The organism is Candidatus Thioglobus sp. NP1 (assembly GCF_003326015.1).
Lineage (GTDB): Bacteria > Pseudomonadota > Gammaproteobacteria > PS1 > Pseudothioglobaceae > Pseudothioglobus > Pseudothioglobus singularis_A.
In genome coordinates, this window is the sequence record NZ_CP023860.1 from 241,221 (window position 1) to 265,970 (window position 24,750).

Here is a 24,750-nt window from a genome sequence, read left to right on the forward strand (position 1 = left end):
TTAGCTTTTAATTCTAACCATTATTTCGTTTTTACGAAACATTGGAAGTGCCCAAGGAGAATTAAACTGAGCAACCATATAACCGCCTTTTATCTCAATCTTATTATCAGCAATAAGCTCTGAAAGTTTTTTTTGATAGCTCATGCTTCGTGACTCCGTAGCCCATCCACCAAAAGATAGTACAGCAACCTCACCAAGACTTTCTTTCTGAATTGATACTTCACTTGTGTTGGCCGCTGGAAGATCTCTCATAGAGTGCGCTTTAGGCATAACAAAAGAAATATTAAAAGTATTTAGTCCTTCAGCAGGGCAGTCAGAAATTACAGGGGCAGTCATAGCGATTTTCATTCCTTTATCATTACCACCAAAAATATAGCTTGCAACTCTTCTAAACCCAGCAGAAGTTGAGCTTTTGAAATCAGCCTGAACTTTTGTTGTAGCAATAACCATATCACTATAATGACGAACTTCAAAGCCTTCATATTTAGAGATTATTTTATATTCAGGGGTTTCAATGGCCATTTTTTATTCTGTATTTTTTTTTCCAAGCAAAGGAATCAATATTGGTGTCATGCTCTTGTACTTAAGATAGTCCTTATCCTTACCCCATTTTTTTTCAGCTTTTTCTTCTAAAAATGGTAGTCCGCTTATTTTCGTTAAAAGAAGATATACAAAAACTGGTGATACAAGCGTTATGAGCTGCCAGCCAGAAAGAAGTGGTAAAGATATAATTGCAATCCCCATCCAAAGAACAATCTCTCCAAAATAGTTTGGATGTCGAGATATAGACCAAAGACCAATTGTTATAAACTTATCCTTATTTTCAGGAATTTCACTAAAGCTCTTTTTTTGTTTATCAGCAATGGCCTCAAAAGCAAATCCTAGAACCCAGAGAGTAAAACCTGCCATAAAAAATAAATCAAGCGTCCCCTGGTGATTTAAAACAATAATGGTAACAGCGTTTACTGTTGTTAAGAAAACCCATAAAGCAGATAAAGTCCATGTCATTAAAAACTTTAACAATGACTTCTTGATCTCTCTAAACCTTTTGTCTTCTCCACTCTTAACTATTCTTTTATAGAGAAAAGTTCCAAGTCTAAGTGTCCAAATTGATACAAAAATAGCCACAATAATTGAGCGGATAGATGCTTGCTGTCCCAAACTAAAGATCGCAAGAATCGCTGTAGAAACTATTAGAAGGGTTGCAATCATCCCTGTAAAGTCAAAATATTTTTCTGAGCTTGTTAAAAGAGAGGGAATTGCAACAACCCAATGCACAACGAAACTAACCACAGCACAAAAAAGAATTACTGGCACTCCGTAAAGAGTTGCACCCTCAACTGTTGCAGCGCTTGCAACAAAGTAGGCCGTCAAAATACAGGCAATAATGGCAATTAGATCCTTGGTATTATCTTTCATTATGGCTTCTCAAAAAGATAGTGGGAAACGCCCCACTCTGAGCCTTTATTAAAACCAAAGAGAACCTCACATGACATGAAAAAAATGCGCCACCTTTGAAACCACGTGCTTGCTTCATTTTTACCGTAAGTCTTTTCAAATAGTTTGAGCACTTCCTTTTTATTTTCATCCATTTTATTAAGCCAGGCAAGAGAGGTTTTTTCATAATGAGTGCCCTCTACCTTCCAGTCTTTTTCAATTTTCATCCGATTAGAAAAGCAAGTCAAAAGCTTATGAGAAGGCATTTGTCCTCCACTAAAAAATTCTCTGGCCATCCAGTCACCTTCACCTTTGTCTTCAAATGGATAGGCAATTTCCTTATGAGAGAAAATATGAACAAAAAGCTTTCCATCTTTTTTTAACCACTCGCTTACTCTCTTAAGAAGCTCATCATAGTTGCGCATGTGTTCAAACATTTCAATAGAAACTACTCGATCAAAGGTCTTTTCAGAGGAAAAGTCATTCATATCAGCAGTGATAACTTTAATATTTTTAATCTTAAGCTCATCACATTTTTTTTCAATAAATTGCCTCTGATCATTTGAGTTACTTACAGCAGTTATTTTACTATTAGGATAAGTTAGTGCCATATGAAAAGTTAATGAGCCCCAACCACATCCTAGCTCCAAAACCTCTTGTCCATCAGAAAGAGCCGCCCTTTTACTAGTAAGTTTTAACATCTCAACTTCTGAGTCATCCAGTGTCGAAGTCCCCTGTGGCCAATAACCAGAACTATATTTTAGTTTTGCGCCTAAAACCAGCTCAAACAACCTTGGGGGGACCTCATAGTGTTGCTCATTTGCCTTTTCAGGAACCAGCGCAATAGGGCTTTCCATTAATATGTCTACCCATTTTTGGTGTTTTTCTTCCCTAGCTTTAAGGCTTAAGTCATTTGCATCTTTAAGTCTTTGCCCACAAAGTTTACTTATTCCAAGCCTAATAAAAAAATCAGGCAATATTCCTTTTTCAGCAAGTTTAATTAATAACTTAATCATATTTAATATGAAATCTGAATGTCTTTGGCGTCTGGCTTTGCAAAAATAAATTGAAAGTCGCCTATTAAGTTTTCCAGAAAACCTGCTTCACAATATATAAGGTAAAACTCCCAAATTCTTATAAAAGATTCTGAAAAACCAAGTTCTTTTACTTGTGGCAAAACCTTTTTAAAATCTTCTCTCCAAATCTCTAAAGTTCGCGCATAGTGTCTTGTAATATCCTCAACATCCACTAATGCTAAATCTGTTTTTGTTTTTATTGCACCTTTAATCTGAGGCATTGAAACAAGGCATGAGCCTGGGAAAATATATTTTCTAATAAAGTCTACTGAGTTTTTATAGGCATCAAAATCAGGATCGTTGTAGGTTATACCCTGCAGCGCCATAAGGCCATTTTGTTTTAATAAGGAAGAGGCCTTCTCAAAAAATCCTGGGACATATTCTGAACCTACAGCCTCAATCATCTCTATTGATATTACCTTATCAAAAGACCCTTCAAGTTCACGATAGTCCTTATTCAAAAGGGTTATTTGATTCTCTAGCCCTTCTCTCTTGATCAATTCTGCAGCATAGTTAAACTGACTATCTGAGATTGTAGTAGTTGTAACATTACACCCATAGTTTTTAGCTGCATGTATTGCAAAGCTACCCCAGCCAGTTCCAATCTCAAGAACACTGTCCTCTTTCGAAAGCTTGAGTTTTCTGCAAAACCTATCTAGTTTTTCAACGGACGCATCTTTCATACTAGAGCCTTTATTTAAAAAAATTCCACTTGAGTATGTCATTGTTGAATCAAGCCATAGCTTATAAAAGTCATTACTTAAATCATAGTGAGCTAGGATATTATTCTTACTACCTTGCAAAGTATTTTGCCTTTTCTTATGAATTATTTTAGTTATAGGGTTGGTGAGCCGGGCAAGCCCAGACTCAAGCCCTACCATTATTTTTTTGTTCTTTATAATCACTTGAACTAGTTTAACTAAGTCGTCTGATGACCAGTAACCGGCGGTATAAGCCTCTGCAGCACCATTAATACCTCCACTTCCCAAGAAAACATAAAACTCTTGTGATAGTACGTTAACAGTAGCATGGAGCTTAGCATCTGGATCACCAAATTTATGTTCTGTAGAGCCATCAATTATAGTTAGGCCTCCAATCTTAAGCCCTTTGAGCTTTTTAAGAAGTATGTTTTTAAATATAGAAGTTGTCCAGGTGGCTCTATGGATTTTTTGAATGTCTTTAACAAGGACATCAACTGATAACTTTGAACTATTTTTTTTATTTGAACTCATAATTTATCTGGGTGTGTGAAAAATGGCGCCCTCTTGATATAAAGTATAAAGGCTTGCCAATGTATTCTATAAACTACCATCAAGGTAATAAATGGAAAACGAAGTATAGCCTTAAAAAGGCTCCTATTTGAAAAAACCTTCCTCTTTAAGTTAAGCGCGACATCAAAGACCATTTTATCTTCTTTAAAGTTTCTCATGTAGACACTCAAGTTACTTTCTGGTTGAGAAAAAGACCAATCATAGTCATGGTCCATTCCCCAGAAAGGGCTAACATGGAGTTGTTTTTTTGGTGATGCTACCAATCTTGGCTTATTATTTGTTTGATTCTGTTTTTCAATTACGTATGCATATCTTTCTTTCCATGGCGTATTCGTAACTTCAGCCATGATTGCCTCAACTTTATCATCAGCCTCATTAAAGCAATAATAAAAACTTACTGGATTAAAACAATAGCCAAAATACCGCAGGTTTGTTAGAAGCCTAATTGGCCCATTAAAACTTCTACCAGTTTTCTCTAAAAGAGTTAAACGAACTGCATCTTCTAAATCAACTTGGGGGTCACCATGATAATCACTCCTTCTAAATGAAACTATCGCAGGCTTATTTATATTCCATAGTAAAGATGGGCTCATTGTTGTGCTCAAAGATGTAATATCAATGTATGCCATAAATATTGGGTATTTAAAAAACCTAGTAAACGGCGTATGGCGTCGATGAAAAATAGTACCCCAATATAAATGATGTTTTTTTGAAAGGCTCATAGGGCTTTATTAAAAGAATTACAAACGTCTAGGGCGCTATTGACTCCATCTTCATGAAAGCCATTACCCCAATAAGCCCCACAATAAAAAGTATTATTTACCCCACTTATTTGATGTTTTTTCTTTTGCGCTTCTATTCCATCAACTGTGAAAAGAGGGTGATGGTATAAGATTCTCTTGATAATTTTTTTTGGGTCAATTTGTTCATCACCATTAAGTGTTACCAAGAAATCTATTTCTGTTTCTAGTGACTGTAAGATATTCATATTATAAGTTAGTGACACAGGTTTACTTTTGTCGGTGTTCAAAAAATTCCAACTAGACCACGTTATCTTTTTCTTTGGCAGTATTCTAGAGTCGGTATGCAATACTGCCTCATTTTTTTGATAGGGGAGCGACCCTAAAATATTAGTTTCTTCTAGGCTTGGATCTTCTAAAAGCTCAAGCGCCTGGTCACTATGTGTTGCAAAAACTACTTTATCAAAGATCTCAGCAGAGCCGTGATCTCCGTAGAAAACCTCTATGCCCTTATCACTTCGCCTTACCTTTTGAACTGGAGTTGAAAGCTTAATATTTTCTTTATAGCCCCTAACTATTTTTTCAATATAGCTTTTTGAGCCACCACTTATAACAAACCATTGGGGGCGATTAAATATTTGCAGAAGGCCATGGTTTTTAAAAAACCTAATATAAAAAGCTGCTGGCATTTCTGTCGTCATTGAGGCTGAAGTAGACCATATTGCTGCCCCCATTGGGATAATATAGTTATCAATAAATTGAGAACTAAACTTGTGTTTTTTTAAGAAATCATTTATCGTAGTCGTTCTGTTTATTCCCTCTAGCTCTGAAACAGCAATACGATTAAACTTTAATATATCTTTAATCATCACATAGAATGATGGTTTTAAAAGATTAAGTCTTTGGGCGAAAAGAGAGTTTAAGGAGCCTCCAGAATATTCAAGCCCTGAAGATGGTGACTTCACACTAAAGCCCATAGATGTTTTTTGTGTTTTAACCTTTAGCTTATTAAGCAACTTAATAAAATTAGGGTAGGTTCTCTCATTGTACACAATAAATCCTGAATCTATATGCCAAGACTTGTTGTCTATTTTTATCTCATGAGTATGCGTATGTCCGCCTATATAGTCATTGGCTTCAAAAACAGTTACGTCATAATCTTTACATAAAAGATGGGCTACAGTTAGACCTGATATTCCACTTCCGATAATAGCAATTTTCATTTCTTTACAGCCAGCTTTGTGTTTGTCGCCTCCCTTTTAGGCTAGAAACATATAATAACCAACAATTACTGTTGATTTAGTTAAAAAGACATAATTATATAGGGTGTTAATCCAATGCATGTTTTTTATTCATAGGCTTTATTAAGCCCCAGATCTAGGGGCTTTTATCAAAAAATAGTCTTTGCTAAATCAAAAAAAATATGGGATAATCACCGGCTTCCAGAAATTAAGTATGGAACAGGATTTGCTGAACAACTATTCAGCAAGTAATTTAATGTATCACACGGAGCCCCAATAACAGTCAGGGTGCCCTTCATGAGGGGTTGATTGTTAGGCGACGTGGAAGTCTTAACCCAAGGAGAAGTTTTATGGCGAAAGCGTCAATGAAAAAAATGTTAGAGGCTGGTGTTCATTTTGGTCACCGTTCTCGTTTTTGGCATCCAAAAATGGAGCCATTTATCTATGGAACACGTAATGGTGTTCACATAATTAACCTAGAAAAAACCCTACCACAGATGAACGATGTGCTTAATTTTGCGAGCAAAACTGCTGCGCAAGGTGGATCAATTCTTTTTGTTGGAACAAAAAGGGCTGCTAGTAATATTATTAAAGAAGAGGCGATCCGCTGCGGTATGCCTTATGTTAATCATCGTTGGCTAGGTGGCATGATGACAAATTATAAGACCATTAAAGCGTCGATTAAACGACTTAAGGATCTTGAGTTTTTAGCTGAAGAAAACTTTTCTCAGTTTACAAAAAAAGAAGCCCTTCTGATGAGTCGTGAAATGGAAAAGCTTGAGAGAAGTCTTGGTGGTATTAAGGACTTGGGAAGTATTCCTGATGTTGTTTTTGTTGTTGATATCGGACATGAGAAAAATGCTGTTAGAGAAGCTCAAACACTTCGCTTACCAATTATTGGTGTTGTTGATTCAAATCATAACCCAGAAGGCATAGACTATGTCATAGCTGGTAATGATGATTCAATTCGGGCTATTAGCTATTATGCTCGAGAGATTGCTAATGCAGTCCTTGAAGCTAAAGCTTCAATGCCAACGCCAAAAGCTTCTGAAAAAAATGCTAAACAAGACGTGACTGCAAAGAAGCCTGTAGCTAAAAAAACAGAGGATGTTACTTTGGTGCCTGATGAGGCTTCCAAAGCAGAGGCAGATGATGATACTAAGCAACCTGCTAGTCAAAAAGTGGGCGCTGAAGCCAAAGAGCCTGTTGAGACTAAGGAGCCTGCGGCAAAGAAACCTGCGGCAAAGAAACCAGCTGCAAAGAAAGCTGCTGCAAAGAAACCAGCTGCAAAGAAAGCTGATACTAAAAAACCTGCTGCAAAGAAGCCTGCTGCAACGAAGCCTGCGGCAAAGAAACCAGCTGCAAAGAAAGCTGATACTAAATAAACAATATAGAGCGCAATAAGAGGAGATAGATTATGGCAATTACGGCCGCTTTAGTCAAAGAATTACGAGAAAGAACTGGTGCAGGAATGATGGACTGCAAGAAGGCATTGGTAGAAACTAATGCTGATCTTGAAGCAGCCATAGATCTTATGCGAGCCTCAGGTGCTGCAAAAGCAGCCAAAAAGGCGGGGCGAGTAGCTTCAGAAGGCCTTGTCAATGTTACAACTAGTGATGATAATAGAGACGCAGTTATCCTTGAAGTTAATTCTGAAACAGACTTTGTTACTAAGGGCTCTGCCTTTATCGATTTTGTTAATGAGCTCGGGGCGCTTGCGTTAAAAAATAAGCCCGCCTCTGTAGAGGAGTTTTTAACACAAACTTTAGACTCAGGTGAAACTGTTGATCAGGCTAGAGAAGGAATAATTGCTAAGATTGGTGAAAATATATCAGTAAGAAGGGTTCAAAGTATCAACTCTGGAAAGGGTGTTTTGGGTGCTTACAAGCACGGTGATCGTATTGCGGTTCTTACCGTTTTAACTGGTTCTGATGAAGATCTAGCAAAAGACATTGCAATGCATATTGCCGCCTCTAAACCAGAATGTGTAAGTGAAGATGAGCTTTCAGCAGACCTGCTTGAGAGGGAGAAGGCTATTTTTATTGAGCAAGCAAAAGAAAGTGGAAAGCCAGATGATATTATTGAAAAAATGATTGTTGGCAGGATGAAAAAGTTTGTTAATGAAGTTACGCTTTATGGCCAGTCTTTTGTTAAAGATCCTGATATGACAGTTGGAGCTCTTGTTAAGTCTAAAAGCTCAGAGGTTGAGTCATTTGTTCGCTATGAAGTTGGTGAGGGCATAGAAAAGAAAGAGGATAACTTTGTTGAAGAGGTTATGGCTCAGGCCCAAGGAAGCTAATTACTATGCACACAACAAAAGGCACCATTGGTGCCTTTTTTTATAGCTATATAAGCCCTTAAGCGGGCATAAGTTTAATTAGGTGTTTAGAGTAGGTATGATTTGGAGCATTAAACAAATCATTGGTTGTAGCTATTTCGCAAATTGAACCTTGGCGCATAACAGCGACACGATCACACATTTGGTGAATTACTGGTAAGTCGTGGGATATAAAAAGCATTGTGAGGTTCAGCTCATCTTGGAGATCTTTTAGCAGGTTCAAAATATGCGCTTGCACCGATACATCAAGCGCAGAGGTAGGTTCATCACAAATTAGAATTTTGGGTCGAGAGGCAAGGGCTCGTGCAATTGAAATCCTCTGCCGCTGACCTCCAGAGAATTCATGAGGATACTTAATCATGGCATTTGTACCTAAGCCAACATGATCTAAAAGGTCACGTACAATTTGTTTCACTTGACGATTAGAGGTAGCTGTTTTATAGTAATGAATGGGTTCTGCAACAATGTCTTCTACTGACATCCTTGCATTCAAAGAAGAGAAAGGATCCTGAAATATCATTTGCAAGCTGCGTTGGGCAGCAACAGCCTCCATACCTTTAAAGTTGTTTGTGACGTCTTTATCAAAAAGCTTCACGGTACCTTTATCAATGTGGAGCAAACCTGCAATAAGTCTTGCAACTGTACTTTTGCCGGAACCAGACTCTCCAACAAGTCCAAATGTCTCTCCTGTCTTGATCGAAAAAGAAACATCTTTAACAGCATGAAGGTTTGAGCGATTTCTTTTAAACATAGCCTTTTTAAGAACAAATTCCTTATTAAGATCTTCAACAGAAATTGCTATTTCTGATTTTGTATCAACCAGCCTCTCTCCCAACCAATGTTCTTTAACATCAATTCGTTTTTGTGTCTTGGCGCCTCCTTCAATATAGTCAATTGATGTAAACCGGTCAACCTTAACTTTTCCACTTGGCACAGCTGCAATAAGACTTTTTGTATATTCATGGTCTGGAGAACTTAGAATTTTTTTTACATCACCAGTCTCAACGACAGATCCGTTAAACATAACTGCAACGCGGTGTGCTATATTAGAAATCACGCCAATGTCATGCGTTATGATTATTACCCCAAGCTTTCGTTTTCTGCAAATAGCCTTTATAAGATCAAGAATTTGAGCTTGAGTAGAGACATCAAGAGCAGTAGTCGGTTCATCTGCAATTATGAGATCAGGATCTCCTGCAAGTGCCAAAGCTATAACAACGCGCTGACGCATACCTCCAGAAAACTGATGTGGATAGGATTTCATTCGAGTCTCAGGCTGCTCAATGCCTACAGATTGAAGAAGTTCAATTGATTTTTCCTGCGCTTCTTTACCGAAAAGTTTTTTTGTCGTGTTGATTGTTTCTAGGAGCTGCGCACCTATTGTCATTAGAGGATTGAGGGAGGTCTGAGGGTCCTGAAAAATCATTCCAATCTTATGACCTCGGATATTGAGCATTTCCTGATCATTTAGATTCCTGAGGTTTAGATCTTGAAATAAAATTTCACCATTTATAATTTTTCCTGGCGGTTCTATAAGATTAATAATTGCATTCCCAATGGTAGATTTGCCAGCACCACTTTCACCCACAATCCCTAAAACTTCGCCAGGATTAAGCGTAATGGATACATCACGAACAGCATAAATGGTTTCTTGGCTACTGGAAAAGCTTACATCAAGCCCATTAATCTCTAAAAGCTTGGCCCTATTAATCATTTAGAAAGCCTTGGATTTAGAAGCACCCTCAAATGATCTCCAAAGATATTAATAGCAGCTACTGTTGCCAGCAGCATAATGCCAGGAAAGAAGGTGATCCAGTATGCGCCTGATAAAATGTAATCAAAGCCATTTGCAATTAATGAGCCTAGCGAAGGCTCTGTTATAGGGACCCCGACGCCTAAGAAGCTGAGCGTCGCTTCGATTGAAATAGAGTGGGCTGTTTGCAAAGTCGCCAACACGATTAGCGGTGAGATGCTATTAGGTAAAAGATGTTTCCAGATGATGCGGAAGCTACTAAGCCCTAAGCAGTTAGCAGCCTCTATATATTCTTTGCGACGTTCAACTATCGCAGAAGCACGAACAGTGCGAGCGTAGATTGCCCACTGGACTATAGCGAGGGCAATTATAACTTTATCAATACCTTTTCCTAACAAAGCTAATAGAACAAGAGCGACTAAAATAGCTGGAAAGGACAACTGAATATCAACAATCCTCATTAAAAATGCATCTACTCGCCCACCAAAGAAAGCTGCGGTCATTCCAACTAATAGTCCAATAGTCAAGGCAATAAGTGCGCTGCACACTGCAACGGTAAGACTAGTTCGCAGACCATAGATAATAGCGCTTAAAACATCTCGCCCCGCACCATCTGTGCCAAGCCAAGCAACGGTGCCATCAAACATTGTTTCACCAGGCGCAAGCCTACCATCCATAATGCTCACAACAGCCAGATCATAGGGATTAGTTGGAGCAATGAGTGGTGCAAATATTGCGCATAACGCAATTAATAAAAGTAGAATACCTGAAACTAGAGTTGCAGGCTGTGAAAGGTTTTTGAGTATCACATTTGTAAATTTTCTGTTATTTTTTTTTATCATAGGAGTAGCCTGTATCTTTTTCATAGAACATCTCCCTGAAAACGTACCCGTGGATCAAGTGCTGCATAAATTATGTCCACAATCAGATTTAGAACTAAAAACAAAGTTACTACAAACAGTAAATAAGCAACAACGATAGGACGGTCTAGGTTTACAATAGCATCGATTACGAGTTTACCAAGGCCGGGCCATGCAAAAACTGATTCTGTCACAGTTGCAAAAGCAATAAGGGTACCAAACTCAATCGCTAAGACAGTGATTATTGGAATAAGAATATTAGGCAGAAGATGAGAGCGCACTATGCGTTGAGACGAAAGCCCTCTTGCGCGAGCGAATTTGATGAAATCAAGCGCCATAACCTCCTCTACCCCAGCCCGCGCCAAGCGGATAACTACCGAAATCTTGAAAAGTGCTAGATTAAAGGCAGGCATAATAAGATGTCGTAAACCATCAAGCGTAAATATACTACTTTCGATACCTAGAAAATTGGCAGTCTCACCTCGACCAGATACTGGTAGCCATCCTAACAAGACCGAGAAGACTATTATCATCATCAAACCGAGCCAGAAGGTTGGGATGGAAATACCTAATACCGAGCCCCCCATAATGATGCGTGCGCCCCATCCATCTGGGTTTAAGCCAGCATAAATTCCCAAAGGAAGGCCCACAATTATAGCAATAATGAGTGCGGATGTTGCAAGCTCAAGAGTTGCAGGAAAACGTTCAATTATAAGAGTCAAAGCAGGTCTTCCGAAAATAAATGAATTTCCCAAGTCTCCCGACATCGCGCCTGCAAGAAACTTCCAGTATTGGATGTGAACTGGTTGATCAAGGCCGAAGTCTTGGCGAACTCTGTCAATTTCCTCAGGTAGGCTTTCAGGGTTGACTAGCATATCAACTGGGTCGCCTATCAAATTGACCATAGAAAATACAATCAGAGACATTACAAATAGGACGACTACACTTTGCATAATACGTTTAATAGCAAAGGTTAACATTGGAAAACTCCCATTGGTTAGCCCTCAACAAATGCGCAGCGGGCCATTCTTATTTTATACAAATACTTTCGTTGGTTGGCCCGCAACAAATGCGAAGCGAGCCATCCTTATTTTATTCTTGCGATCGAATGAAGTGTAGAAAGGTACTATCTAATGCTCCAAGCTCATATGTGATTCCCTCACGTGCTGCCCAAGTGGCAATCTCATGATGTATGGGAACAAGAGCATATTCCTGCATCGCAATATCAGTTGCCGCTATGAAGGCTTTTTCTCCTTTAGCAATATCCATTGAGGACCGGCCATCTTCGATTAACTTGTCAACATCAACATTACTATACCCATTTCGGTTTCCAGGTCCATAACCACGTTCTTTCTGTTTTGTATGAATGAATATCCGCAGAGGATGTGATGGTTCACCAGAGCCATTGGCATAACCTGATACAGCAGCGGTGAACTCTGGTTTTTTATCCACTCCGCCACTTGCAAAGCGCTTGAAAAAGACAGAGGCGGGCATAGTCTCTACACTCGTATCGATACCAACACGCGATAGCATCTGCGCGATGGCTTCTAGTATGCGTGTATCGTTTGTATAGCGACCAGCTGGGCCATGAATAGTCAATTTAAAACCATCCGCATAGCCTGCTGCAGCTATTAACTCTTTTGCGCGTTCCGGATCATAGGCATCCGCTTGTAAATTATTCGAATATCCAATGTAACCTTCTGGCGAAAACTGACCTGCTGGTGAGGACAGCCCATCCATTACACGGTCTGCGATAGCCTGTCGATTTATCGCCAGTGATACCGCTTTGCGCATGTTAATATCCTGGAAAGGTGATGTAATCGGGTTTCCATTGTTATCTGTAACAAAAGGTTTAATAGGATTATCAGTCATATGAAGCGTTAAATACAGCAGACGGTTAGAAACTGATTTAAAGACTGAAATTCCCTCCCGGCTTTCTAGGTTTGGTAGATCAGATGGCGATACTCGCTCAATAAAATCTACATCTCCTGTTATAAGCGCCGCTGTCCGAGTTGTTCCATCGCCGATAGTACGAATGATGATATTATCCCATTCCACTGCATTACCCCAATAGCTATCATTACGCTTAATCTCGAGCAAGTCTCCCGGCAGCCATTTGGTAAGAGTGAATGGTCCTGTTCCAAAAGAAGCAACGCCAGTATTGAAATCTTCGGTAGTTGCATCTACAAAAGCTGAGTCAATAATAGAAACTCGCGACATGTCATTCGGTATGAAGGGGTTAGGTTTCTCAGTCGAGATATGCAAGGTCAAGTCATCAACAACTTCAAAGCTCTTGCCTTTGATAAAGGTCGCAAAACTGGATGGGCTATTAGGCACATTTGCCGCACGTTGCATTGATGCCACAACGTCTTCAGCGCTAAATGTCGAACCATTGTGAAACTTTACACCAGCACGCAGCTTGAACTCCCAAGTATTACTGTCAATTGGCTCCCAAGATGTCGCAAGGCCAGGGATCAAATTCTGGTTAACGTCCTGTAGGACTAGAGCGTTATAGACCTGTGTGGCAAATGAGTTATTTATTGTCAGGTTCTGATAATGTGGGTCCATAGATGTAGGTTCAGCTGCAAGTGCTACTTTGAGATTTTCTGCAGAGGCGGAACCCCCCCAAAATCCAAGACTACAAGCCAAGATAGTCATAAAAATAGGCTTTAATATCGATATTTTCATAGTTTTACTCCTTATAATTTTCATAGTCTTACTCCTTTTATAGATGTTTTGATTGTTTTGTTTCTATCACCAGGCCAGACTTTCATTGCGAAATCTTTGACATGATCATTGAAGAGGTGAGGATATTCTGCGTATGAGGCGTGGCCAGTGTTGGGGAATACGTGTTGCTTAGCTTCAGGCAGAGCAGCAACAAGATCCATATGCATTTCATTTGAGATGACAGTATCTTTTTCACCTGACAAGATAAGAACTGGGACACTTACTTGCGAGCAAATATCCGCATTGTTAGTCTCTTGGCTCATTCGACCTCCATCACGGGCCCCTTCAATCCTTGAGCCCATGGCAATTTCAGCCAGAAAATGGATAACGCTATCAGATGTATCTTGAGGAGTCATGCCCTTTGCACGATTGATGCCATAGTCGATATCCACGCCCACTGAGTTCATACGCTCAATACGATGAGCGTAACGCGGAATAAGTGGATTACCTTTAGGTTGTCCAAATCCAAGATGGGTTGAAGAAAGAATTAGACCAGCAATTAAAGCATCTTGATCTGCGGCTAAGTTTAAAGCTACCACACCACCCATTGAATGGCCTACTACTACTGCATCTCTGAGCTCTAGATTGTTCATCAGAGCTTTAGCTGCATTTTTATAATCTTCTATGCTGTCGCCAAAAGTATTAGATGCGCCAAAACTTGGTGCATCCCATGCAACAACACGGAAAGAAGTTGCTAGGGACTGAAACAAATAAGTCCAACTCTTGCTACTACCATTCATGCCATGCAGCAAAAATAAAGCAGGGCCAACCCCTTTTTCACGATATGCAAGTCGACCATCCTTGTATGAAAAGTACTCTAGCTCTGGCAAACTTAACATTCGAATGAGCCTCTACCAAATTGGAATTTATGAAAGATCGTCATATATATTTTTTAACTCTTATAATAAGTATTAAGAACGTTTTATACACGTTTTAATAATAAAATGTAATTATTTTTATATAATATTGAGGCTTCTTATGTCTAAATCTGAAGAAATATTCGACCACTTCTGCTCAGCGCAGGCTTCTTATGAAAGCTCTAGACAATTGTATAGGCGTGAACATGGACCAGGCCAAGTACGCAGATTCTTCAATACTAGCTTCACTGCATTTGAGCTTCGTCGTTACATGATGAATTTTTATTTTTCTAAAGGTAGCTTTACAATATCAGACCTCTTAAAAGTATCTGAATTTAGCCGTCCAACAGTAAATTCAACAGTATATGAAGCATTAAGTCTTGGTTATCTTGAAGAAGTTTCTAGTATAAATGATCGCCGTCGAAATGACTTTCGTCCAACCAAACCAATGTTGGAATCTTGGAGCAACTATTGTAATGCACTTCTTGTAAACCCTGAGTTTTCTAACTTATTGAATCTTGCTCAAACGCTAATTCTGACTCGTGAGTTCGAAGCAAAGTCATCAAAGAAAAATATGTAATTTTTTTTACTTTTATTTGATTTTTCTCTTTGTACTGTAATTGAAGCAAAAATATTGTTAAATAGAAAGGAAAGCTTCTTTTACAGCTATTACTTCTTAGTAAGAAGCACTTCACAGAGTCATAGCTAGGTGCTTTCTTTTTCCTTAATAATAAGCTTCATTATTGCAGGCATAAGGAAAAAATCAGCCAAGAGAGCAACCAAAATTGCGCTAGCAGTTAACACGCCAAAATCAAACATATTATTCATCTCTGAGAAAGTAAGCACAAGAAATCCAAGTGCAAGCACGATTGATGTAAGTGTAATTGCCCTTCCTGTTCCCATTAGAGTAAGTCTTACGGCTTTATCAACATCGTTAAACTGCAGCTCATATCTTCTAAAATTATGCATAAAATGCACCGTATCATCAACAGCTAGTCCTAGCGCAATTGCCCCAATTAAAAGAGTAAACATGTCCAGTGGCATCTTAAAGATAACCATGATTGTTGATAGAAAAATAATTGGCAATAGGTTTGGAATCATACTTATAAGGCCAATTTTCAAATTGCCAATTAATAACACCATCAGAACTGTAATAAGTGAAAATGCCAGCACATAGCTTGTTGCACTGCTGTATATTGCCTCCTCAAAGGTCACAGTCATAAGAGTTCCAATACCAGTGAAGGAAACTTGAGCAAGATTTCCAAACTTTTGATCAAGGTATATTTGTGCATCATCTATAAAAATATTAGCTTCAAGGGCATCTATAAATGGCGTTTTCAAGGTTAGTCGTGCTTTAGAGTAGTTGGCATCAACTAAGCTAGCAAGATCATTATTACCACTACTCTCAAACAGTAGAAATTCCTGAGCAATAAGGTCTGGGTCGTCTGGAATGACATAGAAAGCCTCTTGATTTTCATTTAAAGCCCTGTTTGTCTCTTTAATAACATCAATGTAACTGAAGACCTTTCCAACAAACATATTGCCAGTACTTACTGTATTTATATTTTCAGATACATCTTCAATAACTCTCAAAAGCTCAGGATTATATAATCCATTTATTTTGCCTGTATCAACAATTACTTCCAGGGTAAGTGATCCCTTGAGGTTTTCGTCAACTGCTTCTGTTGCAATTCTTGCAAAGTTATCTTCAGGAAGCCATTCAAGGGGGAAGTGAGAAAACTTTATCTGGCTTGCAACTATTGCCGCACAGATTATTAATACTGAGCTAATTGCCACTATGGTCTTTGGTCGACCAGTAGCAACACGACTTATGCCCAGTAAAGACCTGTCCATTAAGGTGTATCCCTCAACATCTTTCTTTTTCTTTATGTGAGCAAAGTTTGTTGATGAAATAAGTGCTGGAAGAAGAACAAGGGTAAATAGCAAGCCAATCATTACCCCACTACTTGCAAAAATACCAAGATCAGCAACTGGCGCTACGCCAGAAAATGAAAACGACCAAAGCCCAACAGCTGTTGTAAGAGAGGTCATGATGATTGCTAAACCAGAATGTCCCATTGCGTATCTTAATGAGCTTTTTTTATCTTTTGTTTTAGAAAAGTCTTTATAAAAAACCGCTAATAAATGTATCGATGCACTGGTTACAACAGCCAATAAAAATGTTGGCATAATTTGAGTTGCCATGGTAAAGGGTGCAGAAAAAATAGACATCATAGAAACTGTCGTCAGCAAAGTCAAAAACACGCAGGTTAGGGGCAATATTACACCTGATACTCTTCTAAATAGGGCGAATAAAACAACCATAATAACTACCATCATTAGGCTGATAAAAACTACAGAGTCATTCAATAGTGCTTGCTTAAAAATACCAGCTATAGCGGCAGAACCTGACAAATATATTTCGAATTCATCACTATCAAAACGCTCCATTATTTGTTGTGTTTTTAGAATTATTTCGTCATTTTCGGCATCAGTTAGATACACTCGCTGACCGCCTTCCGAATTATCATCAAACTCTAGGCCATCATCAAACTCTAGGCCATCATCAAACTCTAGGCCATCATCAAACTCTAGGCCATCATCAAAACCAAGACTAATTGGCTCACTGTTTAGAATTACATTTGAATAGGTCTGTGTATCAATAGTGACAGTGGTCATTGTGAAATCTTCACTATACAAAGAGTTTTCATAAAGACTGTTATTAGAGACTGTTTTTTTAAGTTGCGATAACTCTTCATCAGTTTCAGGCAGACTAATGATCAAGGGCTCAACAATGAGCTCTCCCTCAACCCCATATGTATTTCTGGCATTTATTAAAGAATCAACCCCTTTAATATTAGGAAGTTCGTTCTCTAGGGTGCTATGAAAACTATCAAGCTTTTTAAGAAATCCTTTATCAAAAATATTCTTAGTTTTGACTGCTATCATTAGCTTCTCATCCCTGCCAAACTGATCCCTAAACAAGTCATATTCGACTCGCATTGGGTCTGTCTTATGTAAGAAGCCTTCTGTAGTTGTATCTATCTTAAGAAAGGGAAGCTGCGATCCAATAGCAATTACAAAAAGAACGACAACAAGAATTGTTTTATTTGAGTTTTCAAAGAGCCAATCTGAGAAGGACTCAATTTTAGTTTCTGCTTTAATTCGCCAGTTCATTTTAAAATTTTTATTTATAATTTGAAGAGTATATATGGGCTTTAATAATGAAATTAAAGCCAAATTATTATATGGTAATTAATCAGTTTTTTTCACGTAAAAATCCACCAAAAAAATAATGGCTTTCTTGTGTTTATAAACTTAGAAATGGCTAGATTAAATAAAATTACAATGGCTCTATAATATTGTCTTGGTGGTTGTCTTGGTCTTGATTTTTTTTCATAACCCTCCAAGAAACGTAAAGACCACTTCCAATAATAATAACCAGGCCAAGTATTGCTTGAAAGTTTGGAATAAAACCAAATACCAAATAACTTAATAAGATAGCTCCCACAATTTCAAAATAATTAAATGGGCTAAGCTCAGAAGCACTAGCAAATTCAAAAGCTTTTATTATCATAAAATGAGACGCTGCTGCAGAAAACCCCATTGCAGCCCCCAACAAAACTCCACTTAGGTCTGGCGCCTTCCATGATGGAATTACTAGGGGCGTCAATATAAGAAGGCCCACCATTGCAGAGTAAAACAGCGTAAGTACTGGTGGCGCCCGAAATGACAACTTTTTTGTAAGGATTATATAAAGCCCGTAGCAGACGCCTGCAACAATAGCAAATAGTAAACTAGGCTGAAACTCATCACTGTTTGGTTGCAGCACAACTATAACCCCCATAAATCCAATAACAACACCGATTCCTATATAAAAGTCAAAGCGCTCGCCCAATATAAATGGTGAAAGAATAGCGACAATAAATGGAGAAATAAAAAGAAGTGTCAGTGCATTAGGAATAGGATTGTCTTTAATTGCAGCAAAAAAGAATAGTGTTGCCATTGTCAACATTACCCCTCTTAAAAACTGGAGACCAGGATTTTCTGGCAGGGTTTTGATGCTAACCTTCTGCCAAAAAATTATTGGAAGCAGCCAAAATGCATGGAAGAAAAATCTTGTCCATGTAACCTGCATAACTGAATAATCTTCGCTCAAAAGTTTGGCAAAAATATCTAAAAAAGGCACAGTACTCATTGCCAGAAGCATAAGACCAATTCCTTTTAGTACAGTTTTATTAGAAAGATTCATTAGGTTAGCTCAAAGAAACTGTGTCGATTGTACAACACCAGCAGAGCAAGATATATTAATTTGGTGCCGTCGGACGGAGTCGAACCGTCACAGCTTGCGCTACAGCCCCCTCAAGGCTGCGTGTCTACCAATTTCACCACGACGGCTTTTTTCTTAACTACTAGGTATTTCGCTTGAATCTGAACCTAGGCCCTCATCATTTGGAAGCTCTTGTGTCATAATGCTTTGCCCAGGATCTGAAGCAGCTCTCTCACTGGTTGCAAAATAAGCAAGACTAATACTTGTTACAAAAAAAGCTATGGCCAAAGCCGCTGTTAGTTTGTATAAAAAAGAGTGCGCACCTCGTGCACCAAAGACAGAGCCCGCTGCGCCAGAACCAAAGGCCGCTCCTGCATCCGCTCCCTTACCATGTTGGATCAAAATCAAGCCAACCAAACCTAGAGCTATTAAAACATGAATTACTAAAATTATTTGAAACGTCATATTAACCTACCTTACAAATTTGTAAAAAATCTTCTGCCTTAAGAGCAGCACCGCCAATCAGTCCACCATCAATGTCAGCACAAGAGATTAACTCACTAGCATTGCTAGCATTCATGCTGCCACCATAAAGTATTGGTGTTTTTTGTGCGACACTTTCGTCATTCTTTGCTAATAAGCTTCGGATAAATAAATGAGCCTCTTGAGCTTGTTCTGGAGTGGCCGTCACACCTGTTCCAATTGCCCATACTGGCTCATATGCAATAATAATTTGGTTGAAAGCCTCTATGCCAACTAACTCAATTACTGCGCTCAACTGTTTTTCGATAACCGCTTCTGTATTACCAGAATCTCTTTGTTCAATGGACTCACCAATGCATAAGAGTGGTGTCAAACCCGCATTAAGTGCTGCCTTAGTTTTTTCAGCAACCATGGCGCTTGTCTCACCATATAGGCTTCGTCTTTCTGAATGGCCAACTATAACATGTCGAGCTCCGAAGTCTTTGATCATATCTGCACTAACCTCGCCAGTATATGCTCCAGATGCATTTGTATTAAGGTTTTGTGCTCCTAACATAACCTTGCTTCCTTGAATCAAAAGCTCAACCTGGGCTAAATATGGAAAAGGCGCACAGACCAAGACTTCACTAGTAATACCATCCATCCCAGTCAAAAGATCCTTTATTAGATTATCAACTGAGTCTTTGCTTGCATTCATTTTCCAGTTGCCTGCTACAATCGTTTTACGCATCCTTTTTACACTTACCAAAAAGAGGGCAATGATACTCTAAAATAAACATAAAATCAATTTGCAGAGGCCTTTCTAGCGCTTTCTTATGCGAGAATTATTTAAGACTTGGCATTTCACGCATATATATAGCTTTCTCTATTTCCTCAGCAGGTGCTTCAAAATTTTCTGCAGCAAGGTGGCCAGAAAAAATAGCATCAGCAATAAGTCCAGGCGCCTCTGCATCACCAATTAATTTTATGTGTTTTTTTGAATTTTCACCAAGCGCTTCTTCTTGCTCGATCAATTTATCATACAAACCACAATTAGGAATTCTCTCTGTAACCATAATGATGGTTTTACAAGCAATAGTTGTTTTGCTTCCAGTAAAAACACATTGGGCAATAAGGTTATAGCCTTCTCCACCTACAATACTTTTATTACAAATTACTTCAACACCTTGTGTCAAAAGTGCTCTTTGAACTCTTGCTTGCTCAAGGGTGGAGTCTGTCCACGGCGAAACCATGCTGGCAGGAGTAACAAAGTTGACTTTTACCCCTTCTGCACTTAAATGGTCAGCAACAACTCCAGCCAGGTATCCTTGCTCATCATCATAAATAACAATTGGCCCCTTAAGCGCATCAATGTCTTTGATAGCATCATCTGGTGACAAAACATTAATTTTATCAAGCCCATTAATTGGGGCTCTGGTGCTTCTTCCAACACCATCAGTCCGCCAGCTTGAGCCAGTTGCTAAAAATATATTTTCAATTCCGAGCTCGTTTATATGGGCAAGGGAAAGCTCGCTATCTTTATAAAGTTCTATATTATTATTTTGTTGTATTTCATAAAGTCTGTTATCAACAACCCGCTTCCATGCAGACAACCCTTTAAGGCTAGACTCAAAAAGAACTCTCCCACCAAGCTGCTTTTTAGACTCTGCTAGGATTACTTGATAACCGCGTCGAGCTAGCTGCACGCTGCATTCTAGGCCTGCTGGTCCAGAACCAATTACTAAAGCTTGTTGTTCGCTTATCTTTGGTTTTGTTGTTTCTGGATCCCAACCTCTCCTCCATTCTTCTCCCATAGTTGGGTTTTGAGTACATCGAATTGGAACGGAAAAATTATCACTCGATACACAAATATTACAACCTATACACTCCTTTATTTGGTCAATTTGTGCATTTTTAATTTTGTTTGGAAGATAAGGGTCTGCTATTGAGGGTCTTGCAGCACCAATAAGGTCTAACGTTCCTTTTTTTACAAGAGAGGCCATTAAGTCTGGAGAGGTGAGTCTGCCCACCCCAACAACTGGCTTAGAGGTTAAGCCCTTTACGAACTCAACATAAGGCAATTGATAGCCTTCATTTGGCTCAAACCTTGATGTTTTTGAATCATTTGCCCAATCTGAAACATTAACATCCCATAAATCAGGGTGTTCAGCAAGAAGCTCAACGACAGCCTTTCCTTCTTCCTGGAATTGCATACCATCCTTACCCTTTAACTCATCAACTGCAAAACGAAAAGCAACGCCACAACTGTCTCCAATAGCTTCTACAGTTTCTTCAAGAAGCTCTCTTGTCAATCGGATACGATTCTCCAGGCTACCTCCATATTCATCAGAACGTGTATTCATATTTGGTAGAATAAATTGTTGTGCAACTGACATTCCATGTCCAGCATAAACATAAACAATGTCAAAGCCCGCCTCTTTTGCATTAAGCGCCGCATTTCGATGCCACATTCTAAAGTTAGCAATATCTTTTTTGCTCATTTTTCTTGCTTGTTTTGGATACAGAAAATTAATTGGGTGATCGACTGCAGACATCGTTGGAATTCTTGAGTAAAGATTTATAGCATTATGTCCACTATGCGTTAACTCAATTGCGGCCAAAGCTCCATGTTCATGAACAGCCTCTGTCATTAATCGCAGTGCTGGGATATCTCTTTTGTCCCAAATCCTCTGTTCAACATATGGTGCTAAATCAGAACTAGGATGAATTTCTGCCTCCTCAGTAGAGACAACACCCCATCCTCCTTTTGCCTTAACGCCTCGCATTGCTGCATGAGCTTGGGGTCTCAAGTGGCCCATTCCACAACAATGTGGGACTTGGTAAAAACGGTTCTTTGTAACAACAGGCCCGATTTTTACTGGCTCAAATAAAATATCATAAGGAGATTTTTCCATTACTCAGCTTCCTTTTTTTCCGTAATAATTTAAATGAATTATATAGTTTGGCAACCTCTAAAAGAACCTGAATTCCCTGAGTGGATTTTATATTGTTTTCTCCAAAATGCTTTAAACACCTCTTGGTAATATGCATGTATCATTACTATATTATTTATATTTTTAGTGTTTACTAGTATGTCTGAAACCTGGGCGCGTAGCTTAGAATCCCTTAAGAACTCTCTTCCTCTAGGAGAGTACAGCGTCTGGATAAAGCCCTTAAAGGCTGTTGAAAGGAATGAAACACTTCATCTTTTTGCCCCGAGCGCATCAGCTCTTAAGTATATTAATAATCATAAAAATATTGAGTCTGCAGTTCTTCTTGCCGTTGCAGATTTTGACAAAAAACTTAAAGTTAGTTTTGGTGTTGAAGACAAAACCAAAAAACCTGTCGATTTAAAAAAACAGCAAACAACTCCCTTATTTCCGGAGTATACATTTGACAACCTAGTTCTAGGAAATGCAAACCAAGTGGCAGCTCTAGCCAGCAGGCAAATTGCAGAGAAAATAGGCGCCTCTCCTTACAACCCTTTTATTATTTATGGAGAATCTGGTCTTGGTAAAACTCACCTAATGCAAGCTGCAGGACACCTTGCTTTGAAGAAAAATCCAAAAGCAAAGATACTCTACGTACCTTTAATGGACTTTGTAAGAAATATTACAAGTAGCTTAAGACATAATACAATTGAAAGTGTTAAGTTTTTTTATCAATCAGCAGACTTATTGTTAGTTGATGACATTCATTTAATTGCAGGGAAAGATAAGTCTCAGGAAGAATTTTTTCATATTTTTAATTTTTTGTTTAGCACAAAAAAACAAATTATTTTCACTTGTGACCAGCCACCAAAAAATATAAAAGACCTAGAAAATAGGCTTAAAACTAGATTTTCACAAGGACTTAATTTACAGCTTTCTCCACCCGAATTGGAGATGCGTGCAGCTATACTTTTAAAAAAATCTCAAAACTCAAAAATTTCACTTGATTTAAGTGAAGACATGGCGCTTTTTATTGCAAGCCACGTAGTATCGAATGTTCGTGATCTGGAGGGAGCCCTTTTAAAACTTAAGGCATTTGTTGATTTCTCAAAGATTGACCACTCTTTTATAACAAAAGATGTCATTGAAGGTGCGCTTGGAGATCTTATTAAGCCAAAAAAACTTTTTATTGAGATAAATGAGGTGCAGAAAACTGTAAGTAAATATTATGGTATTACTGTTTCAGATCTGGTTTCTAACTCCAGAAAACAACACCTAGTTAAAGCAAGACAAATGGCAATGTATTTAAGCCACAGCCTTACGTCCCTTTCATTAGCAAAAATTGGCCAAAACTTTGGAAACAGAGATCACTCCACGGTGCTTTATTCTTGTGAGAAACTTAATAAACTTATGGAAACAAATGAAGAAATAAGAAACGATGTTGAAAACATAAAAATTAAAATAACCAACATATAAACATCGTGTTAAAAGTTGAGGTGTTAGTAACATTAAAAACATCTTATAATTAGAACAATAATAAAACTTATTAAAGAAATTAAAATAGCATACTAACAAGATATAAACATAATAAGTTATTGATATTGTTAAGAAATAGAGAATAGTTAACGGAAATAGGCCATACTAATAATAATAATAATTAATTAAAGAAAGCATATGAATACCGAACTAAGTGTAGAAGAACTTTTAGATCCATTACAAACAGTGATTGGTGTTGTCGAAAAAAAACAAACGTTACCAATTCTATCTCATGTTTTAATTCAACTAAAAGAAAAGAAACTAACGCTTACTACAACAGATATGGAGCTAGAAATAAGCGCTTCAAGCAAGATTAAAAGTGATAGCGAGGTTACCTTTACAATATATGCAAAAGATTTAATTGACATAGTAAGAAAACTGCCAGAAAAAACTTTAATTAAGTTCAAGATTGAAGAAAAGAAAATATACCTAAATGCCAATAAGAATACATTTGAACTAAATACATTTGATCATCTAGACTTTCCTGCACTTCCAAAGACTCAGAATACAAGTGTGATAAACATAAAACAAGAACTGCTCAAAGAGCTAATTGAAAATACAAGTTTTTCTATGGGCAACCAAGATATCAGGGCATACTTAAACGGTTTATTTTTTGAGCTTGATCAAAATTCATTAACAGTTGTTGCAACTGATGGACACCGATTATCTATTGGAGAGGTTAAACAAGACAATAATTTAGAGGAAAGAAAAACTGTAATTCTTCCTAGAAAAGCTGTTTTAGAGTTAACAAAACTTCTTAACAAAAGCTCTCAAAGTAATGCTGAAATACATTTATCCGATAATTACTTTTCACTTATTGACGTAGATACTAAAATAATTAGCCGGTTAATTGATGGTAATTTTCCAAACTACAAACAAGTGATGCCTACCGACTTTAGCAATACTATTGTTATTAATAGGACCGATTTTCTCTCAAGCCTTCAGCAGGCGTCTATATTTGTAGACGAAAGAACAAAGGGCGTTAAACTTGTTTTTAGAGACGACAAATTAAGTATTTTCTCACACTCAGAAAGAGGAAGAGCTGAAACGCAACTTGAGGTTACCAAACAAGAAAAAGAGTTAGAAATAGCCTTTAATATTCACTACCTCATTTCAGTCTTAGAAAAATTAACAACCAGGGAAATTAATATGGTGATACCTGGCGGAGAAAACAAGTCTTGCCTTATTAGTGCTACTGATGATGAAAGTTATCAATATATAATTATGCCAATGAAAATATAACGTTCGCATT

21 protein-coding genes and 1 tRNA gene are annotated in these 24,750 nt (G+C 38.1%); 5 read left to right on the forward strand and 17 right to left on the reverse strand.

Annotated elements, in window-relative coordinates:
* From CRN91_RS01280 to CRN91_RS01305, 6 genes are read right to left on the reverse strand one after another with little or no spacing between them, the layout of a single operon-like run.
* The gene (locus tag CRN91_RS01280) at positions 1–522 is read right to left on the reverse strand and encodes an SOUL family heme-binding protein (RefSeq protein WP_114114652.1); all 522 of its coding nucleotides are present in this window, start codon (positions 520–522) and stop codon (positions 1–3) included.
* A gap of 3 nt (positions 523–525) precedes the next feature.
* Positions 526–1,419 (reverse strand): DUF1295 domain-containing protein, encoded by an 894-nt coding sequence (locus CRN91_RS01285; RefSeq protein WP_114114653.1) that lies wholly within the window; start codon positions 1,417–1,419, stop codon positions 526–528.
* Positions 1,419–2,453 carry an SAM-dependent methyltransferase gene (locus CRN91_RS01290; protein WP_114114654.1) on the reverse strand — a complete coding sequence of 345 codons (1,035 nt, stop codon included), beginning with the start codon at positions 2,451–2,453 and terminating at the stop codon, positions 1,419–1,421. The genes CRN91_RS01285 and CRN91_RS01290 overlap by 1 nt, the downstream gene beginning before the upstream one ends.
* A 2-nt stretch (positions 2,454–2,455) precedes the next feature.
* Positions 2,456–3,745, reverse strand: coding sequence for an SAM-dependent methyltransferase (locus tag CRN91_RS01295; protein WP_114114655.1), 1,290 nt, complete (start codon positions 3,743–3,745; stop codon positions 2,456–2,458).
* Positions 3,742–4,506, reverse strand: coding sequence for a DUF1365 domain-containing protein (locus CRN91_RS01300; protein WP_114114656.1), 765 nt, complete (start codon positions 4,504–4,506; stop codon positions 3,742–3,744). Before CRN91_RS01300 ends, CRN91_RS01295 begins: the two co-directional genes overlap by 4 nt.
* A complete protein-coding gene (locus tag CRN91_RS01305) occupies positions 4,503–5,747 on the reverse strand; it encodes an NAD(P)/FAD-dependent oxidoreductase (protein WP_114114657.1) in 1,245 nt (414 codons plus the stop codon). Before CRN91_RS01305 ends, CRN91_RS01300 begins: the two co-directional genes overlap by 4 nt.
* Before the next feature lie 368 nt (positions 5,748–6,115).
* Here CRN91_RS01305 and rpsB point away from each other — a divergent pair, with 368 nt between their 5' ends.
* A complete protein-coding gene (rpsB, locus tag CRN91_RS01310) occupies positions 6,116–7,150 on the forward strand; it encodes a 30S ribosomal protein S2 (protein WP_114114658.1) in 1,035 nt (344 codons plus the stop codon).
* A 32-nt stretch (positions 7,151–7,182) separates the two neighbouring features.
* Positions 7,183–8,064, forward strand: coding sequence for a translation elongation factor Ts (gene tsf / locus CRN91_RS01315; RefSeq protein ID WP_114114659.1), 882 nt, complete (start codon positions 7,183–7,185; stop codon positions 8,062–8,064).
* A gap of 58 nt (positions 8,065–8,122) precedes the next feature.
* Here tsf and CRN91_RS01320 read toward each other — a convergent pair whose 3' ends face one another.
* The 5 genes from CRN91_RS01320 to CRN91_RS01340 all read right to left on the reverse strand — a co-directional run bounded on the left by CRN91_RS01320 (position 8,123) and on the right by CRN91_RS01340 (position 14,282).
* Complete coding sequence (locus tag CRN91_RS01320) at positions 8,123–9,817, reverse strand: dipeptide ABC transporter ATP-binding protein (RefSeq protein ID WP_114114660.1); 1,695 nt, start codon at positions 9,815–9,817, stop codon at positions 8,123–8,125.
* Positions 9,814–10,722 (reverse strand): ABC transporter permease, encoded by a 909-nt coding sequence (locus CRN91_RS01325; protein WP_114114661.1) that lies wholly within the window; start codon positions 10,720–10,722, stop codon positions 9,814–9,816. Before CRN91_RS01325 ends, CRN91_RS01320 begins: the two co-directional genes overlap by 4 nt.
* Positions 10,719–11,696 carry an ABC transporter permease gene (locus CRN91_RS01330; protein ID WP_114114662.1) on the reverse strand — a complete coding sequence of 326 codons (978 nt, stop codon included), beginning with the start codon at positions 11,694–11,696 and terminating at the stop codon, positions 10,719–10,721. The genes CRN91_RS01325 and CRN91_RS01330 overlap by 4 nt, the downstream gene beginning before the upstream one ends.
* Before the next feature lie 112 nt (positions 11,697–11,808).
* Entirely contained in the window at positions 11,809–13,404 is a 1,596-nt protein-coding gene (locus tag CRN91_RS01335; RefSeq protein WP_254424952.1) for an ABC transporter substrate-binding protein, read from the reverse strand.
* Positions 13,405–13,424: 20 nt separating this feature from the next.
* Positions 13,425–14,282: an alpha/beta fold hydrolase gene (locus tag CRN91_RS01340; protein ID WP_114114664.1), complete on the reverse strand. Its 858-nt coding sequence runs from the start codon at positions 14,280–14,282 to the stop codon at positions 13,425–13,427.
* 139 nt (positions 14,283–14,421) lie between these two features.
* Between CRN91_RS01340 and CRN91_RS01345 the strand changes: the two genes are divergently transcribed.
* Positions 14,422–14,880 carry a MarR family transcriptional regulator gene (locus CRN91_RS01345; RefSeq protein ID WP_114114665.1) on the forward strand — a complete coding sequence of 153 codons (459 nt, stop codon included), beginning with the start codon at positions 14,422–14,424 and terminating at the stop codon, positions 14,878–14,880.
* 125 nt (positions 14,881–15,005) lie between these two features.
* Here CRN91_RS01345 and CRN91_RS01350 read toward each other — a convergent pair whose 3' ends face one another.
* The 6 genes from CRN91_RS01350 to CRN91_RS01375 all read right to left on the reverse strand — a co-directional run bounded on the left by CRN91_RS01350 (position 15,006) and on the right by CRN91_RS01375 (position 21,947).
* Complete coding sequence (locus CRN91_RS01350; RefSeq protein WP_114116043.1) at positions 15,006–17,477, reverse strand: efflux RND transporter permease subunit; 2,472 nt, start codon at positions 17,475–17,477, stop codon at positions 15,006–15,008.
* Between the two features lie 166 nt (positions 17,478–17,643).
* Positions 17,644–18,552 (reverse strand): DMT family transporter, encoded by a 909-nt coding sequence (locus CRN91_RS01355; protein ID WP_114114666.1) that lies wholly within the window; start codon positions 18,550–18,552, stop codon positions 17,644–17,646.
* Positions 18,553–18,613: 61 nt separating this feature from the next.
* Positions 18,614–18,698: transfer RNA gene (locus CRN91_RS01360), tRNA-Leu, on the reverse strand.
* A gap of 7 nt (positions 18,699–18,705) precedes the next feature.
* Positions 18,706–19,035, reverse strand: coding sequence for a preprotein translocase subunit SecG (gene secG, locus CRN91_RS01365; RefSeq protein WP_114114667.1), 330 nt, complete (start codon positions 19,033–19,035; stop codon positions 18,706–18,708).
* A gap of 1 nt (position 19,036) precedes the next feature.
* Positions 19,037–19,783, reverse strand: a complete 747-nt coding sequence (gene tpiA, locus CRN91_RS01370; RefSeq protein WP_114114668.1) for a triose-phosphate isomerase — start codon at positions 19,781–19,783, stop codon at positions 19,037–19,039.
* Positions 19,784–19,877: 94 nt separating this feature from the next.
* Positions 19,878–21,947: an oxidoreductase gene (locus tag CRN91_RS01375; RefSeq protein ID WP_114114669.1), complete on the reverse strand. Its 2,070-nt coding sequence runs from the start codon at positions 21,945–21,947 to the stop codon at positions 19,878–19,880.
* A 177-nt stretch (positions 21,948–22,124) separates the two neighbouring features.
* Between CRN91_RS01375 and dnaA the strand changes: the two genes are divergently transcribed.
* Positions 22,125–23,438 (forward strand): chromosomal replication initiator protein DnaA, encoded by a 1,314-nt coding sequence (dnaA, locus tag CRN91_RS01380; RefSeq protein ID WP_114114670.1) that lies wholly within the window; start codon positions 22,125–22,127, stop codon positions 23,436–23,438.
* A gap of 198 nt (positions 23,439–23,636) precedes the next feature.
* Entirely contained in the window at positions 23,637–24,740 is a 1,104-nt protein-coding gene (dnaN, locus tag CRN91_RS01385) for a DNA polymerase III subunit beta (protein ID WP_114114671.1), read from the forward strand.
* Positions 24,741–24,750 lie beyond the last annotated feature (10 nt).

What these genes read in the sequence shown, in the direction of transcription:
- CRN91_RS01375 (WP_114114669.1), bottom strand. Translation starts at nt 21,947, where the DNA reads ATGGAAAAATCTCCTTATGATATTTTATTTGAGCCAGTAAAAATCGGG.
- CRN91_RS01285 (WP_114114653.1), bottom strand. Translation starts at nt 1,419, where the DNA reads ATGAAAGATAATACCAAGGATCTAATTGCCATTATTGCCTGTATTTTG.
- tsf (WP_114114659.1), top strand. Translation starts at nt 7,183, where the DNA reads ATGGCAATTACGGCCGCTTTAGTCAAAGAATTACGAGAAAGAACTGGT.
- CRN91_RS01340 (WP_114114664.1), bottom strand. Translation starts at nt 14,282, where the DNA reads ATGTTAAGTTTGCCAGAGCTAGAGTACTTTTCATACAAGGATGGTCGA.
- CRN91_RS01300 (WP_114114656.1), bottom strand. Translation starts at nt 4,506, where the DNA reads ATGAGCCTTTCAAAAAAACATCATTTATATTGGGGTACTATTTTTCAT.
- CRN91_RS01320 (WP_114114660.1), bottom strand. Translation starts at nt 9,817, where the DNA reads ATGATTAATAGGGCCAAGCTTTTAGAGATTAATGGGCTTGATGTAAGC.
- CRN91_RS01280 (WP_114114652.1), bottom strand. Translation starts at nt 522, where the DNA reads ATGGCCATTGAAACCCCTGAATATAAAATAATCTCTAAATATGAAGGC.
- CRN91_RS01345 (WP_114114665.1), top strand. Translation starts at nt 14,422, where the DNA reads ATGTCTAAATCTGAAGAAATATTCGACCACTTCTGCTCAGCGCAGGCT.
- CRN91_RS01355 (WP_114114666.1), bottom strand. Translation starts at nt 18,552, where the DNA reads ATGAATCTTTCTAATAAAACTGTACTAAAAGGAATTGGTCTTATGCTT.
- tpiA (WP_114114668.1), bottom strand. Translation starts at nt 19,783, where the DNA reads ATGCGTAAAACGATTGTAGCAGGCAACTGGAAAATGAATGCAAGCAAA.
- secG (WP_114114667.1), bottom strand. Translation starts at nt 19,035, where the DNA reads ATGACGTTTCAAATAATTTTAGTAATTCATGTTTTAATAGCTCTAGGT.
- CRN91_RS01335 (WP_254424952.1), bottom strand. Translation starts at nt 13,404, where the DNA reads ATGAAAATATCGATATTAAAGCCTATTTTTATGACTATCTTGGCTTGT.
- CRN91_RS01350 (WP_114116043.1), bottom strand. Translation starts at nt 17,477, where the DNA reads ATGAACTGGCGAATTAAAGCAGAAACTAAAATTGAGTCCTTCTCAGAT.
- CRN91_RS01290 (WP_114114654.1), bottom strand. Translation starts at nt 2,453, where the DNA reads ATGATTAAGTTATTAATTAAACTTGCTGAAAAAGGAATATTGCCTGAT.
- CRN91_RS01295 (WP_114114655.1), bottom strand. Translation starts at nt 3,745, where the DNA reads ATGAGTTCAAATAAAAAAAATAGTTCAAAGTTATCAGTTGATGTCCTT.
- dnaA (WP_114114670.1), top strand. Translation starts at nt 22,125, where the DNA reads ATGTCTGAAACCTGGGCGCGTAGCTTAGAATCCCTTAAGAACTCTCTT.
- CRN91_RS01325 (WP_114114661.1), bottom strand. Translation starts at nt 10,722, where the DNA reads ATGAAAAAGATACAGGCTACTCCTATGATAAAAAAAAATAACAGAAAA.
- CRN91_RS01305 (WP_114114657.1), bottom strand. Translation starts at nt 5,747, where the DNA reads ATGAAAATTGCTATTATCGGAAGTGGAATATCAGGTCTAACTGTAGCC.
- CRN91_RS01330 (WP_114114662.1), bottom strand. Translation starts at nt 11,696, where the DNA reads ATGTTAACCTTTGCTATTAAACGTATTATGCAAAGTGTAGTCGTCCTA.
- rpsB (WP_114114658.1), top strand. Translation starts at nt 6,116, where the DNA reads ATGGCGAAAGCGTCAATGAAAAAAATGTTAGAGGCTGGTGTTCATTTT.
- dnaN (WP_114114671.1), top strand. Translation starts at nt 23,637, where the DNA reads ATGAATACCGAACTAAGTGTAGAAGAACTTTTAGATCCATTACAAACA.